Source organism: Micromonospora sp. DT53, assembly GCF_049841535.1.
In the GTDB taxonomy this organism is placed as follows: domain Bacteria; phylum Actinomycetota; class Actinomycetes; order Mycobacteriales; family Micromonosporaceae; genus Micromonospora.
The window spans coordinates 467,492-481,786 of record NZ_JBNCKM010000001.1; the positions used below are offsets into that span (position 1 = coordinate 467,492).

The 14,295-nt window shown below is 74.2% G+C and carries 11 protein-coding genes; 9 read left to right on the forward strand and 2 right to left on the reverse strand.

Features of this window, described 5'->3' with window-relative positions; translation table 11 throughout:
* Positions 1–53: 53 nt before the first annotated feature.
* A complete protein-coding gene (locus tag ACLQ3B_RS02340) occupies positions 54–542 on the reverse strand; it encodes a YbaK/EbsC family protein (protein WP_425776903.1) in 489 nt (162 codons plus the stop codon).
* A gap of 443 nt (positions 543–985) precedes the next feature.
* On the opposite strand from ACLQ3B_RS02340, the gene ACLQ3B_RS02345 reads away from it, so the two are divergent.
* From ACLQ3B_RS02345 to ACLQ3B_RS02385, 9 genes are all read left to right on the forward strand, one after another.
* Positions 986–1,435 carry an SAV_6107 family HEPN domain-containing protein gene (locus ACLQ3B_RS02345; protein ID WP_007463070.1) on the forward strand — a complete coding sequence of 150 codons (450 nt, stop codon included), beginning with the start codon at positions 986–988 and terminating at the stop codon, positions 1,433–1,435.
* Between the two features lie 102 nt (positions 1,436–1,537).
* Positions 1,538–2,263 carry a hypothetical protein gene (locus tag ACLQ3B_RS02350; RefSeq protein ID WP_425776905.1) on the forward strand — a complete coding sequence of 242 codons (726 nt, stop codon included), beginning with the start codon at positions 1,538–1,540 and terminating at the stop codon, positions 2,261–2,263.
* Positions 2,260–3,948 carry a DNA polymerase Y family protein gene (locus ACLQ3B_RS02355; RefSeq protein WP_425776907.1) on the forward strand — a complete coding sequence of 563 codons (1,689 nt, stop codon included), beginning with the start codon at positions 2,260–2,262 and terminating at the stop codon, positions 3,946–3,948. The genes ACLQ3B_RS02350 and ACLQ3B_RS02355 overlap by 4 nt, the downstream gene beginning before the upstream one ends.
* 51 nt (positions 3,949–3,999) lie before the next feature.
* Positions 4,000–7,383: an error-prone DNA polymerase gene (locus tag ACLQ3B_RS02360; protein WP_425776909.1), complete on the forward strand. Its 3,384-nt coding sequence runs from the start codon at positions 4,000–4,002 to the stop codon at positions 7,381–7,383.
* 93 nt (positions 7,384–7,476) lie between these two features.
* The gene (locus ACLQ3B_RS02365; RefSeq protein WP_167492956.1) at positions 7,477–7,653 is read left to right on the forward strand and encodes a hypothetical protein; all 177 of its coding nucleotides are present in this window, start codon (positions 7,477–7,479) and stop codon (positions 7,651–7,653) included.
* Positions 7,654–7,728: 75 nt separating this feature from the next.
* Positions 7,729–8,496, forward strand: a complete 768-nt coding sequence (locus tag ACLQ3B_RS02370) for a methyltransferase domain-containing protein (RefSeq protein WP_425776911.1) — start codon at positions 7,729–7,731, stop codon at positions 8,494–8,496.
* Positions 8,493–9,659: an alkaline phosphatase family protein gene (locus ACLQ3B_RS02375; RefSeq protein WP_425776913.1), complete on the forward strand. Its 1,167-nt coding sequence runs from the start codon at positions 8,493–8,495 to the stop codon at positions 9,657–9,659. The genes ACLQ3B_RS02370 and ACLQ3B_RS02375 overlap by 4 nt, the downstream gene beginning before the upstream one ends.
* Positions 9,660–9,721: 62 nt before the next feature.
* Complete coding sequence (locus ACLQ3B_RS02380) at positions 9,722–10,981, forward strand: DNA polymerase IV (protein WP_425776915.1); 1,260 nt, start codon at positions 9,722–9,724, stop codon at positions 10,979–10,981.
* 116 nt (positions 10,982–11,097) lie between these two features.
* A complete protein-coding gene (locus ACLQ3B_RS02385; RefSeq protein ID WP_030334542.1) occupies positions 11,098–11,496 on the forward strand; it encodes a DUF3040 domain-containing protein in 399 nt (132 codons plus the stop codon).
* 318 nt (positions 11,497–11,814) lie between these two features.
* On the opposite strand, the gene ACLQ3B_RS02390 is transcribed toward ACLQ3B_RS02385, so the two are convergent.
* Complete coding sequence (locus tag ACLQ3B_RS02390) at positions 11,815–14,286, reverse strand: transglutaminase TgpA family protein (protein WP_425776917.1); 2,472 nt, start codon at positions 14,284–14,286, stop codon at positions 11,815–11,817.
* Positions 14,287–14,295: the final 9 nt, after the last annotated feature.

The window sequence follows — 14,295 nt, forward strand, 5'->3', positions numbered from 1 at the left end:
CGGCGGCGCGAGCGCGTCGCTGCTGGGCCTGCTGGTTCGCTCGCTGCGCTCGCTCACGCCACCTCGGTCGGGGTGCCGGCGGTGACCCGCAGCAGTTCGGCGTAGGTGGTCGGGAAGACCGCCTGGGGTACGCCACCAGCGGCCCAGATCTCCGGGTACGCCGCCAGCGCCGTGTCCACCAGGGTGCGCAGCGGCTGCGGGTGCCCGAGCGGGGCGACCCCGCCGATCGGCTGGCCGGTGTGGGCCCGGACGAACTCGGGGTTGGCTCGGCGCAGCCGGGTGACGCCGAGCGATGCCGCCAGGCCGGCGGTGTCGACCCGGTGCGCGCCGGAGGTGAGGACGAGCAGCGGCGTGTCGTCCGCGTCGAAGATCAGTGAGTTGGCGATCTGACCGACCTCGACGTCGAGCGCGTCGGCGGCGGCCGCGGCGGTGTGCGCCGCGTCGGGCAGCAGACGGACCATGCTGGGCTCACCGGCGCCGTCGAGCGTGCCGGCGGTGGTGAGCGCGTCCTGCACCGCTCGTACGTTCGGGTGTGGCTGCATGTCGTCATTCTTCCCGGTTCGCCGGTGTGGGTTCACCCGGCCGGCACGCTCAGCGCGTCACACGTTGCATTTTCGTCGGAGGGGAGGTGTACTGTCAGCAGCAGTTAGAACGAGTGTTCGATTGCCTCGAACGCCCGTTCCAACCAGCCGGAGCGCGGCGTTTCGCGGCGCCACCTCCGGGCGGTGCGGCTCCGCGGGCCGCACCTGGGTTTCCGGGCAGTCGCGAGCCTGGTCCCAACAGGCAGGTGCGTCGCCCGCCGCCCACGACCCCCGGGCAGCGGGCGACGCACCCGCCGGTCCGCCGGCCGGGTGTGGTGTGGGGAAGCATCCACACCCGGCCGGCCACACCCGGTGCGTCTTCCTCCGCACCACCCGACCTCGGCGTCTCGTCGGCGGCATCAGCCGCCGCAGTGACGTCTCGGCCACGTGGAGGAGAGACATCCATGCCGACCAACCCGGCTCAGGCACCGACGGTGCCGGCGCACGTGCTGCCGCACCGCACCCCCGCCCAGCTCCTCACGTTGGCCCGCCGTGGGCTGGTGGAGGCCGGCCAGACCCGACCTGACGGCCTGCGCTACGCGGCTGCCCACCTGGCGGCCCTGCGCGCGGCGGCCGCCCTGCTCGCCGCCCGGGCCCGACCCGCGCCGAGTCGGCGCAACCGGATCACCAGCGTCTGGGTCCTCCTCTGCGCTGTCGCTCCGGAGCTCGACGAGTGGTCCCGGTTCTTCGCCGCGGGGGCCAGCAAGCGCGCCGCCGCCGAGGCCGGCATCCCCCGGGTGGTCAGCGCCCGGGAGGCCGACGATCTGCTCCGCGCTGCCGAGCAGTTCGTCACGGTGGTGGAAACCGCGCTCGGCGTGGCCCACCAACCGGCCCTGGACGGCCTCGCCGCCTGATCTCGCCGTGCCACCGGCCGTCCCGCGGGGGGAGCCGGGCGGCCGGTGGCACGGCGTGCCGGTCCTGATCTGATCCACAGCAACGACGGGGGAGTTGGTCCAATGGCGGGCCGCATGGTGGTCGGTTCCGCCGCGCTGGCCGATCTGGTGCGTCCGGCGAGCGCACCCGACCCGGTCGGTGGCCACCGGGTGCTGCCGGTGGTGCCCGAGCTGACCGGTCTGCTGCCCAACCGGGGCCTGCGCCGGGGCAGCACCATCGCGGTCGCCGCCGGCCAGCCCCGCCGCAGCGGCGGCACCTCACTGATGCTGGCCCTGCTCGCCGAGGCGTCCCGGGCCGGCTCGTGGTGCGCCGTGGTCGGGGTGCCGACGTTCGGCGCGGGCGCCGCCGCCGAGCTGGGCATCGCCCTGGACCGGTTGGCCCTGGTGCCGCACCCCGGCCCCGAGTGGGCCACCGTGGTCGCCGCGCTGATCGACGGGGTGGACGTCGTGGTCACCACCGTGCCGGCCTCGGTCTCCGCCTCGGTCGCCACCCGGTTGGCGGCCCGGGCCCGGCAGCGCGGCAGCGTGCTCGTCCCGTATGGCCGGTGGGACGGCGCGGACGTGACGCTGCAGGTGGTCCGTGGAGTCTGGGAGGGGCTCGGGCTGGGCCGGGGGCGGTTGCGCCGCCGGGAGATCACCGTCTCGGCGCGCGGGCGCGGGGCGGCCGCCCGACCCAAGGAGATCAAGGTCTGGCTCCCGGGTGACGAGCTGACCCGGGTGATCCCCCGTACGCTGCCGTCGCCCGTGGGCCGATCGGCAGCGCCACTCGCCCTGGTTGGTCGGGGGTGACCGGCGCGCCGGCACGGACTCTGCTGCTGTGGTGCCCGGACTGGCCGGTGCTCGCCGCCGAGATCGTCGACGGGGTGCCCGCGACCGGTCCGGTCGCCGTGCTGCACGCCAACCGGGTGGTCGCCTGCTCCGAGCGGGCTCGCGCCGAGGGGGTGCGTCGAGGGCTGCGCAAGCGGGAGGCACAGGGTCGCTGCCCACAGCTCACCGTCGTGGAGCACGACCTCGGCCGGGACGCCCGTGCGTTCGAGCCGGTGGTCGCCGCGGTGGAGGAGCTGGTCGCCGGGGTCGAGGTGGTCCGTCCGGGTGCCTGCGCGGTGGCCGCCCGGGGGCCGGGCCGTTACCTCGGCGGCGAGGAGGCGGCCGCCGAGCGGATCATCGAGCACGTGGCCCAGTCGTGCCTGGTGGAGAGCCAGGTCGGCATCGCCGACGGGGTGTTCGCGGCCGGGTTGGCCGCTCGCGCCGGCCGGGTGGTGGCGCCGGGCGGGACACCGGAGTTCCTGGCCGGGTTGCCGGTCGAGGCGCTCGGCCGGTCGGCGCTGGCCGATCTGCTGCGCCGGCTGGGGGTGCGAACCCTCGGCGACTTCGCCGCGTTGCCGGCCGGCGACGTGTTGGCCCGGTTCGGGTTCGACGGTGCGCTGGCCCATCGACTGGCCGCCGGGCGGGACCACCGCCCACTCGCCGTCCGGCAGCCGCCGGCCGACCTGACGGTGACCGCGGAGTACGACGAGCCGATCGACCGGGTCGACGCGGCGGCGTTCGTGGCCCGGGCGCTGGCGGAGCAGCTGCACGAGCGGCTGGCCGGGCACGGGCTGGCCTGCACCCGGCTCGGCATCGAGGCGGTCACCGAGCACGGGCAGGAGCTGCACCGGGTGTGGCGGCACGATGGCCTGCTCACCGCCGCGGCCATCGCCGACCGGGTGCGCTGGCAGCTCGACGGGTGGCTCTCCGGCAGCAACGGCCGCGCCGGCGCCCGACCGGCCCGACCGACGGCCGGCATCATCCGGCTGCGACTGATCCCGGACGGGGTGATCGCCCAGGCCGGTCTGCAGGCTGGCCTCTGGGGGGAGACCGGCGAGGAACGGGAACGCGCGCACCGGGCGTTGAGCCGGGTGCAGGGCATCCTCGGCCCGGAGGCGGTGGTCACCGCGGTGCTCGGCGGGGGGCGCTCCCCGGCCGACCAGGTGCGCCTGGTGCCGTGGGGTGACGAACGTCTGCCCGCCCGTCCCGGCCCGGCGCCGCTGCCCAGCGAGCCGATCGCGCGTCCCGGCCCGGCACCACTGCCCGGCGAGTCGATCGCCGGCGGCGGCGACCGTGCCGTCGGTGCCGGCCGGCCCGTCGACCGCAGCGCGGGCGGGGTTCCGCCGTGGCCCGGACGACTCCCGGCGCCGGCGCCGGCGGTGGTGCTGCCCAGCCCACTCGCCGCGACCGTGCACGACGCCGCCGGCGAGCCGGTGGTGATCAGCGCGCGGCTCGCGGTGAGCGCTCCACCGGCCCGGCTGGTGGTCGGCACCGGCCGACCAGCGGAGATCGTCGGCTGGGTCGGCCCGTGGCCGGTGGACGAGCGGTGGTGGGCCCCGGCCGAGGCCCGTCGTCGGGCCAGGTTCCAGGTCGGCCTCGCCGACGGCACCGCTCTGCTGCTCGCCGTCGAGGCCGGGCAGTGGCTGGTGGAGGCGATCTATGACTGAGCGTACGGCCCCGGGCCCGATCAGGTCGGGGGCCGGTCAGGTGGTGCGGGAATGAGCTTCCACAACCCGAAGATGCCCTGGTCGGAGCTGGAGCGGGTGCTTTCCGGCCGGCCCGGCGGCGGCTCCGGCCGGTCGGGCGGGCGGTCGCGCGAGGAGCGGCACCTGCACGTGGTGGACCCGCTCGCCGTGGACGCCGATGGCGGCGACTCCCCGGCCTGGAGCCGCCGCCGCGAGCAGTACCAACCACCGGAGCTGACCCGCCCCGACGGCGTGGTGCCCTACGCCGAGCTGCACGCGCACACCAACTTCAGCTTCCTCGACGGCGCCAGTCATCCGGAGGAGTTGGCCGAGGAGGCAGCCCGGCTGGGGCTCACCGCGCTCGCCGTCACCGACCACGACGGCTTCTACGGGGTGGTCCGCTTCGCGGAGGCGGCTCGTACGTTGGGCCTGCCGACCATCTTCGGCGCGGAGCTGTCCCTCGGCCTGCCCGGCCCGCAGAACGGCGAGCCCGACCCGCACGGCGCGCACCTGCTGGTGCTCGCGCACGGCCATGAGGGGTACGCCCGGCTGGCCACCACCATCGCCCGCGCCCAGCTACGCGGCGGTGAGAAGGGCCGCCCGGAGTACGGGGACCTGGAGGAGGTCGCCGCCGAGCTGCGTGACCATGTGCTGGTGCTGACCGGCTGCCGCAAGGGGCACGTGCCGGGGGCGCTGCTCACCGAGGGGGTGGGCGCGGCGGCCCGCGAACTGGACCGGCTGACCGCGCTCTTCGGCGCGGAGACGGTGGCCGTGGAGCTGACCGACCACGGCCATCCCGTCGACGCCGACCGCAACGACGCGCTCGCCGACCTGGCCGTCGCGGCCGGGTTGCCGACGGTGGCCAGCAACAACGTGCACTACGCCAGCCCCGGCCGGCGTCGGCTGGCCACCACCGTCGCCGCGGTCCGGGCCCGACGCAGCCTGGATGAGATCGACGGCTGGTTGCCCGCGGCGGCCACCGCCCACCTGCGCAGCGGTGCGGAGATGGCGGCCCGATTCGCCGCGTACCCGGGTGCGGTGGCGCGGGCCGCCGAGTTCGGTGCCGAGTTGGCCTTCGACCTCCAACTCGTCGCGCCGCAGCTACCGGCGTACCCGGTGCCGCCGGGGCACACCGAGATGAGCTGGCTGCGGAAGCTGACCGCTGACGGGGCGCACGAGCGCTACGGGCCGCCGCAGGCGCACCCGACGGCGTACGCGCAACTCGACCACGAACTGAACATGATCGAGGAGTTGGGTTTCCCCGGCTACTTCCTGGTGGTCTACGACATCGTCAGGTTCTGCCGCGACCAGGACATCTACTGCCAGGGTCGGGGCTCGGCGGCCAACTCGGCGGTCTGCTACGCGTTGCGGATCACCAATGTGGACGCCGTCCGGCACCGGCTGCTCTTCGAGCGGTTCCTCGCCCCGGAACGGGACGGCCCACCCGACATCGACGTGGACATCGAGTCCGACCGCCGGGAGGAGGTGATCCAGCACGTCTACACCCGCTACGGCCGGGAGCACGCCGCCCAGGTCGCCAACGTCATCTCCTACCGGCCCCGGTCGGCCGTGCGGGACGTGGCCAAGGCCTTCGGCTACTCGCCGGGGCAGCAGGACGCCTGGAGCAAGCAGATCGACAGGTGGGGCTCGGTCGCCACGGTCGATGTCGAGAACATCCCCGAGCAGGTGGTGGAGTACGCCAACGAGTTGCAGACGTTCCCGCGGCACCTGGGCATCCACTCCGGTGGCATGGTGATCTGCGACCGGCCGGTGATCGAGGTCTGCCCGGTGGAGTGGGGGCGGATGCCCGGGCGCAGCGTCCTGCAGTGGGACAAGGACGACTGCGCCGCGGTGGGCCTGGTCAAGTTCGATCTGCTCGGCCTGGGCATGCTCTCCGCCCTGCACTACGGCTACGACATGATCGGGTCCCGGCTCGACCTGGGTGACATGACCCTGGACGACCCGGAGGTCTACGACATGCTCTGCCGGGCCGACTCGGTCGGGGTGTTCCAGGTGGAGAGTCGGGCCCAGATGGCCACCCTGCCCCGGCTCAAGCCCCGCGAGTTCTACGACCTGGTGGTCGAGGTGGCGTTGATCCGTCCCGGCCCGATCCAGGGCGGTTCGGTGCATCCGTTCATCCGGCGCAAGAACGGCCAGGAGCCGGTGACCTTCGCGCACCCGCTGATGCGCAACGCCCTGGAGAAGACCCTGGGTGTGCCGCTGTTCCAGGAGCAGCTGATGCAGCTCGCCATCGACCTGGCCGGCTTCGACGCGTCCGAGGCCGACCAGCTGCGCCGGGCGATGGGCGCCAAACGGTCGGTCGAGCGGATGAACCGGATCGCCGACCGGCTCTACGTCGGGATGGCCGAGCGGGGCATCACCGGGGAGCTGGCCGACGACGTCTACCGCAAACTCACCGCGTTCGCCAGCTACGGCTTCCCGGAGAGCCACGCGATGAGCTTCGCCTACCTGGTCTACGCCAGCTCCTGGCTCAAGCGCTACCACCCGGCGCCGTTCCTGGCCGCGCTGCTCAACGCCCAGCCGATGGGTTTCTACTCGCCGCAGACCCTGGTCGACGACGCCCGCCGGCACGGGGTGGAGGTCCGTCGTCCGGACATCAACGCCAGCGGTGCGAAGGCGGTGCTGGAGTCCACCCCGGGGACCCGGTGGGGCAGCGGGCCGGGGGAGCCACCGCACGCCTGGGGGTTGGGCGGCCCCGCCGTCCGGCTCGGCCTGTCCAGCGTACGGACCCTCGGCCCCGACGTGGCCGAACGGATCGAGGCCGAACGGGTCGCCGGTGGGCCGTACCGGGACATGCCGGACCTGGCCCGGCGACTTGGTCTCACCGCCGCGCAGCTGGAGGCGTTGGCCACCGCGGACGCCTTCGCCTGTTTCGGGCTGACCCGGAGGCAGGCGCTGTGGGCCGCCGGTGCGGCGGCGCAGGACCGGCCGGGTCGGCTGCCCGGCACGGTGACCGGCGCGGCGGCGCCCACGCTGCCCGGGATGGAGGCGGTGGACCGGCTGGTCGCCGACGTGTGGGCCACCGGGTTGTCGCCGGAGAGCCATCCCGCCCGGTTCATCCGGGGTCAGCTCGACGTGCTCGGCGCGGTGCCGATCGCACGGCTCGGCCGGGTGGAGCCGGGGCAACGGATCCGGGTCGGTGGCATCGTCACCCACCGGCAACGCCCGGCGACCGCGGGCGGGGTCACCTTCCTCAACCTGGAGGACGAGACGGGGATGCTCAACGTCACCTGTTCGCCGGGGCTGTGGCAGCGCTACCGGCGGGTGGCGCGGACCAGCGCCGCGCTTGTGGTCCGGGGGCGGTTGCAGCGGCACGAGGGGGTGACCAACCTGGTCGCCGACCGACTGGACGCCATCGAGCCGCCGGTGCGTCCGGCCTCCCGTGACTTCCGCTGATTCAGTGATCCACATTACGGTTTCCCGAGCCGTCGGGCGGGAGACTCGTTCCGAGCGGGCAGAGCGGCCCGTGATCCGTGAGGGGGAACGACAGTGACGGGAAATCACGCGTACACCGGTGGAATCGCCAACGCCCGGCGGACCCGACTGGGCACCGGCTGGGTGCCGTCGCACCTCGCCGACCCCCGCGAGTACGAGGTGACAAACGGTCCGGTGGCCAACGAGCGCCGGTCCCGGGCGGAGGACGAGGCCGAGGGCACCGAGGCCTGACCGACCGCCGCACCACGCACCGACCGGGCGTGTGGTGGGCGCGCCCGCCACACGCCCGCGCCACCATTGGGCCGGGTGACTAGGCTCGGCCGGGTGGAGCAGACCCGAGGCAGGTTCGCCGAGCCGCCGCTGACACCCCGTACCGCCGTGATCTGGTCGGTGCTTCGCGCCGAACTGGACCGGCGCGGCGACGCCGAGCTCACCGTGCTGGACGTGGGCGGCGGCACCGGCGGTTTCGCCGTTCCGCTGGCCCGCGCCGGGCATCGGGTCACAGTCGTCGACGCCAGCCCCGACGCGCTCGCCGCGCTCACCCGCCGCGCCGCCGAGGCCGGGGTGGCCGACCGGATCTCCGCCGTGCAGGGCGACGGTGACGCCCTCGCCGGGCTGGTCGAGCCGGCCGGCGTCGACCTGGTGCTCTGCCACGCCGTGCTGGAGGTGGTCGACGACCCGACGCCGGTGGTGGCCGCGCTGGCCACCGCGCTGCGCCCCGGCGGCGCGGCCAGTGTGCTGGTGGCCGGCCGGGCCGCCGCCGTGCTGGGCCGCGCGATGAACGGGCACCTGGACGTCGCGACCACCCTGGCCGCCGATCCGGCCGGCACCGCGGGGCCGCGCGACATGCTGCGCCGACGCTACGACGCCCCCGGCGCCGCCGCGCTGCTCGGCGCCGCCGGGCTGGTGGTCGAGGAGATCCACGGGGTACGCGTGCTGGCCGACCTGCTGCCGGCCGCGGTCGCCGACGGGCAGCCCGCCGCCCTGGTCGAGTTGGAACGTGCGCTGGCCGGCCAACCGCCGTACCGGGACCTGGCCGCCCAACTGCACCTGTTCGCCCGCCGGCCGGCATGAGCGACTCGCCGCCTGTGGCGCCGCTGGCGGTCCTCGGGCCGGACCACGGCGGCGGCCGTCTCGCCGACGTGCTGCCCAGCGCGCTGGCCGTGCTGGGTGTGCCCGGTTCGACCGACAGGCTCGGGCTCGGGCCCACGTTGGCCGGGGTACGCCGGATCGCCGTGCTGCTGGTCGACGGGCTCGGGTGGTACCAGCTGCCGACCGCCGCGCCGTACGCGCCGACCCTCGCCGGGCTCGCCGCGACCGTGGCCCGGCCGCTCATCGCCGGTTTCCCGTCCACCACCCCGACCAGCCTGGTGTCGCTGGGCACCGGTGTCGCGTCGGGCGCGCACGGGGTGCTCGGCTTCACCGTGCGGGTGCCCGGCACCGATCGGGTGCTCACCCACACCGACTGGGCCGCCGATCCGTCGCCGCTGCGCTGGCAGCCGGTGCCCACCCAGTTGGAGCGGGCCCGCGCCGCCGGCGTGACGACGACAGTGGTGAGTCGGCCGGAGTTCGGCGGCAGCGGGTTGACCCTGGCCGCCAACCGGGGTGGTGACTTCCGGGGCGCCGCCGGCGGTGACGCGGTGGCCACCGCCATGCTCGCCGCGCTGGCCGCCGGCGCCGGGCCCACCCTGGTCTCCGGCTACCACGCCGACCTGGACCGGCACGGCCACGTCAGCGGCGTCGACTCGGTGCCCTGGCGGGTCGCCGCCACCGAGGTGGACAGCCTGGTCGCCCGGCTGGTCGACGGGCTGCCGTCGGACGCGGCGCTGCTGGTGACCGCCGACCACGGGCAGCTCGACATCCCTGCCGCGCACCGCTTCGACCTGGACACCGATCAGCGACTGCGGGCCGGGGTGCGGCTGGTGGCCGGCGAGGCCCGGGTGCGCTACCTGCACGTCGAGCCGGGCGCGGTCGAGGACGTGCGGGCCACCTGGTCGGAGGTGCTGGGCGCCACGGCCCGGGTACGCACCCGCGCCGAGATGGTGGCCACCGGCTGGTTCGGGCCGGTGCCCGAGGAGCATCTGGGCCGGATCGGCGACGTGGTGGTGACCTGCAACGACACGTACGCGGTCATGGCCAGTCGCACCGAGCGGCCGATGGCGTCGAAGTTGGTGGCCTACCACGGGTCGGACACCGCCGTCGAGCTGACCGTGCCGCTGCTGGTGGTCCGGGGCTGAGCCGGGGACCCTTCGGCCCGCTGGCCGTTGGTGGTGTCGTACCCCCGGGTTAACCTGCCGGGATGGGCCGCAGTCAGTCGTTGCCCCGAGGCGACGATCCGCGCTTCGGGCCGGACGCCGACGACTCCGCCAGCCCGATCCTGCACGTCGACATGGACGCCTTCTTCGCCGCCGTCGAGGTGCGCCGCCGCCCCGAGCTGCGCGGCCGGCCGGTGGTGGTCGGCGGCGTCGGGCCGCGCGGGGTGGTCAGCTCGGCCAGCTACGAGGCCCGCCGGTACGGCGTACGCAGCGCGATGCCGACCAGTCAGGCCCGGTCCCGCTGCCCCCACGCGGTCTACCTGCCACCGGATTTCCCCGCCTACACGGCCGCCTCCCGGGCCGTCATGCAGATCTTCCGGGACGTCACGCCACTGGTCGAGCCGCTCTCCCTGGACGAGGCGTTCCTCGACGTGACAGGCGCCCGTCGGCTCTTCGGCTCCCCGGCCACCATCGCCCGCCTGATCCGTCGGCGGGTCGCCGACGAGCAGGCGCTTACCTGCTCGGTGGGGGTGGCGCCGACGAAGTTCGTGGCCAAGCTGGGCTCCACCCGGGCCAAGCCGGACGGCCTGCTGGTCGTGCCCCCGGGGCTGGTGCTGGACTTCCTGCACCCGCTGCCGGTGGACGCCCTGTGGGGGGTGGGGGAGCGCGCCGCCGAGGCGTTGCGCCGCCTCGGCCTGACCACCGTCGGCGACCTCGCCGAGGCGCCGGTGGGCATGCTCCGCCGAGCCGTCGGTGCCGCCTCGGCATCGCACCTGCACGAGTTGGCCTGTGGCCGCGACCCACGCGGGGTCAGCCCCGAGCACGTCGACAAGTCGATCGGCGCCGAGATGACCTTCGACGTCGACGTGGCCGACCCGCTGGAGATCCGCCGTGCGTTGCTCGCGCTCAGCACCAAGGTCGGCGTCCGGTTACGCGGCTCCGATCAGGTCGGGCGCACCATCTCTCTCAAGGTCCGGCTGGCCGACTTCCGCACCGTCAGCCGCTCTCGCACCCTCGACGTTCCCACCGACACCGCCCGCGAGATGTTCGACACGGTCTGGGCGCTCTACACCGCGTTGGACCCGGGCGAGCGGATCCGACTCGTCGGTGTCCGGGTGGAGGGGCTCGCCTCGGCCCAGGGCGCTCCGCGGCAACTCACCCTCGGCGCGCCCGAGCGCGGCTGGCGCGAGGCGGAAGCTGCCGCGGACGCCGCCGCTGCCCGTTTCGGGCGGTCCGTCATAGGTCCGGCCAGTCTGATGGGCGACCGTGACGCCCGTCGAAACGAAAATCCACCCCGCCCATAGGTCGTCCCGCTTTCCGACGCGCGACCCCCCTCGTAGACTTGCGGGTAAGCAGCCGGATGGCTGCCACGGTCTGTCGGCCCGAGTGGGCCCGACCAACGTGACCGGGGAGGAGTGCCGTGCCGCTCTCGGAGCACGAGCAGCGGCTGTTCGAGCAGATCGAGCGGTCGCTTGCCGAGGACCCCAAATTCGCCTCGGCCGTGCGCGCCAGCGATCCGCGCTTCCATGCGCGGCGTCGCCTGCTCGTCGCCGCCGGCGTCATCATCGCTGGCTTGGCTCTACTGGTCTATGGCGCGGTGATCAAGACTCCACCACTGGCGGTGGCGGGCTTCGTCGTCATGCTGGCGTCGGCCGCGTTCGCGGTGCAGTCGCACCGGCGGGCGCAGTCACCCGACCTACACGTGGTGGGCGGCACGACGAGTCGTCGTCGTCCCCGCGGTGGCCGATCCGGTCGCCGGTCGTCAATCCTGGACCGCATGGAGGACAGGTGGCGGCAGCGCCCGGAGGGGCACCGCTGAGCCGGTCCCGCCGCTGAGGCGGGCCGTACGCCGCGACGAGCGGTCGCCGGGCACCAGCCCCCGGCGACCTCTGTCGTATCCGCGCGCCCTTCTCCGCTGCGCGCCTTCTCCGCTGCGCGCCTCCCGCATGATCGTGCTCGATCCTGGAAGTAGTGGCATCGTGCCCGAGGCGAAGGGCCTCTTTCTTGGATCGAGCACGGCCTTGGGTGGGCCGACAGCCGTTGAGCTGCCGCGTCGCCGGGTCGAATCCGCGCAGGACGGCGTCGACCCGGCGAGCGGCATGATCGGCTCGATCGCCGCGGTGCGGGGTGGGTTCGGTCAGCGAGCGGCCCGGTCGGCCAGCAGCCGTCGAGGGTTCCACCGCAGCAGCCGGTACCGGGCCCGTCCGGTGAGCGCCACCATGAGGCCCGACCTGTCCGCCAGGGAGGTACGCCACCGCAGCAGCACCGAGGGCGGCAGCACGGCGGCGAACAGGCGGGTCCGTCGATCCGCCCGCGTGGCGAGTGCCCCACGGACGGCGCGTAGCGCCGGCAGCAACCGCTCACCGGTCAGCGGATCCCGCGCGTAGCGGGCCCGTTCCTCCGCCCGGCCGAGCAGTCGCGCCGACCCGATCGCGTCGTCGTCGTCGAGGGCGTCCCGGACAAGCCGGTCCGCTGTCGCCCTGGGCGTCTCGGTCGGATCGACCGGGACCCGGAAGTCCACAAGAGTGTCGAGCAGCTCCGCCCAGGCGGCGTGTGCGTCGGCCCGGGCCCGGCTGGCGTCCACGCCGACCACCACCGGGCGCGCCCCCGGCTCGCTGTCGCCATCGCCCCTGGCGGAGGTCATCGCCCCGCTCACCGCGCGGCCACCCCGTCGACGGCGCAGGGCCATCCGGCGCAGAGCGGGCACCGCGAGCAGCGCCAGCAGGGCCACCAGGCCCGCCGCCCACCAGGGCCAGACCGGTGGCTGCTCGTTCGGCGTCGTCCCACCGAGAGAGAGCCCGTCGTCGGTGTCCCGGTCGGCGTTGTCCTGGCCCTGCGGCCCGGCCGAGGCTCCCGGGTCCGACGGGGTGTTCGGGACGCCCGGCTCCGGGGTGGACGGCTCCGGCGCGTCAGTGTCCGGTGCCCAGGCCGAACGGGTGGAGCCGGGCACCCCGTACGCCGGGGTGGCGTCGAACGGCACCCAACCGGCCCCGTCGAAGTAGACCTCGGTCCAGGCGTGCAGGTTGAGGTTGGTAAGTGTGAAGGTGTCACCATCGCGCTTGCTGCCGTTGGTGAACCCGAACGCCACCCGGGCCGGGATGCCGGCCGCGCGGACCAACCAGGCCATCGCGGCGGCGTACTGCTGGCAGTAGCCGACCTTGTTGGTCAGAAAGTTGACGATGTCCTGACCGCTGCTGCCGCTCTGGGTGCTCAACCGGTAGCTGAACCCGTTGTCCGCCGAGAAGTGCTGGTAGATCGCCAGCACCCGGTCGTAGTCCGTGCGCTTGCCCTGGATCAGCCCCTTGACCAAATCCTCCACCTCGGGCACCGGCCCGGGCGTGGCGGTCATCTGCCGGCGCACCGGGTGTTCGGTCGGCAGTGATTGCGCGTTGCGCAACGAGGTGGGTGTGAAGGTCGAGCGGACGTAGTCGAAGGAGTACTTCCGACCCCGGGAGTTCTCCCGGTTGGAGAAGACGACCTGCTGGTTGGTGTCGTAGAGCCAGTTGTCGCCGAGGTCGTCGGTGCGGGTCGGCTCGGCGTACACCGGCATCAGCGACATGCTCAGGTTCTTGGTGACCTCGACGGTCGCCCGGTAGGTGGTCTGCTGCACGCCCTGGCCGGCACGGTCGGCCGGGTCCGGGAGGTCCCGGTTGACCGACCGGCCGCTGGGGTTGCGCGCCTGGAAACCACTGGGGCTCAGCTCGTCGGCGACCGCGTAACGCAGGTAGAACGGATTCTGCTCGGACGTCTTCACCTTGACCAGGTCGGCCACCTGGGACTGGTTGAGCTGGCCGGCGAGCGAGGCGAACAGGTCGATCCGACCCGACGTGCCGCCTGAGCCGGCCCCGTTGCCGCTGCCGTTGCCCGGCCCCCGGCTGAGCGAGTCGAGCAGCCCACCGGTCATACCGGGCGCCGCCAGCGGCAGCACCACGGCCAGGGCCACCCCGACCGCCGCGAGCCGGCGGCCGGCGGACGCCAGCGGCGAGGCCTCCCACACGTCGACGTCGCGGCCGTCACCGGTGAAGCGGCGCCCGAAGCGGCGTACCCGGTCGACGTTGTCGGTGACCAGCAGCCACAGGTAACCGGCGGCGCCCACCACGAACGGCGCCGCGGGGACGCTGTCCACGTAGACGGCGACCGGCACCGAGTAGATGGCGAGCATCGGCAGCCCCGCCAGCGCGGGCCGGCGCAGCCCCACGGCCAGGACGTCCACCAGCACGGCGACCGCGCCGACGCCGAGCACGGCGATGAACAGCAGCGGGTCGGTGTCCGGGACCTCGACCCCGTACGAGCGCATGTCCTGCATGGAGCCGGCGAGCAGATCGCCGAAGTACGCCAACGTGCCGGGGGTGGGCAGGATCGCGAGCAGCTCCTCGCCGCTGGGGAACAACCAGGTCAGGGCGAGCATCAGGCCGGCCAGCATGCCCAGCACCTGACCCCACAGCGGCACCCGGGCGAGGCGGGTCAACGTGGCGACCCCGGCCACCACGGCGACCGCGATGATGGACTCGATCAACCACGTCCAGCTCTGGAAGATGGCCGACAGTGGCGCGGCGGCCAGCAGCGTGGCCGCGGCCGCCACCACGCCGATGTTCCGACTGCTGATCATGAGGGGAGC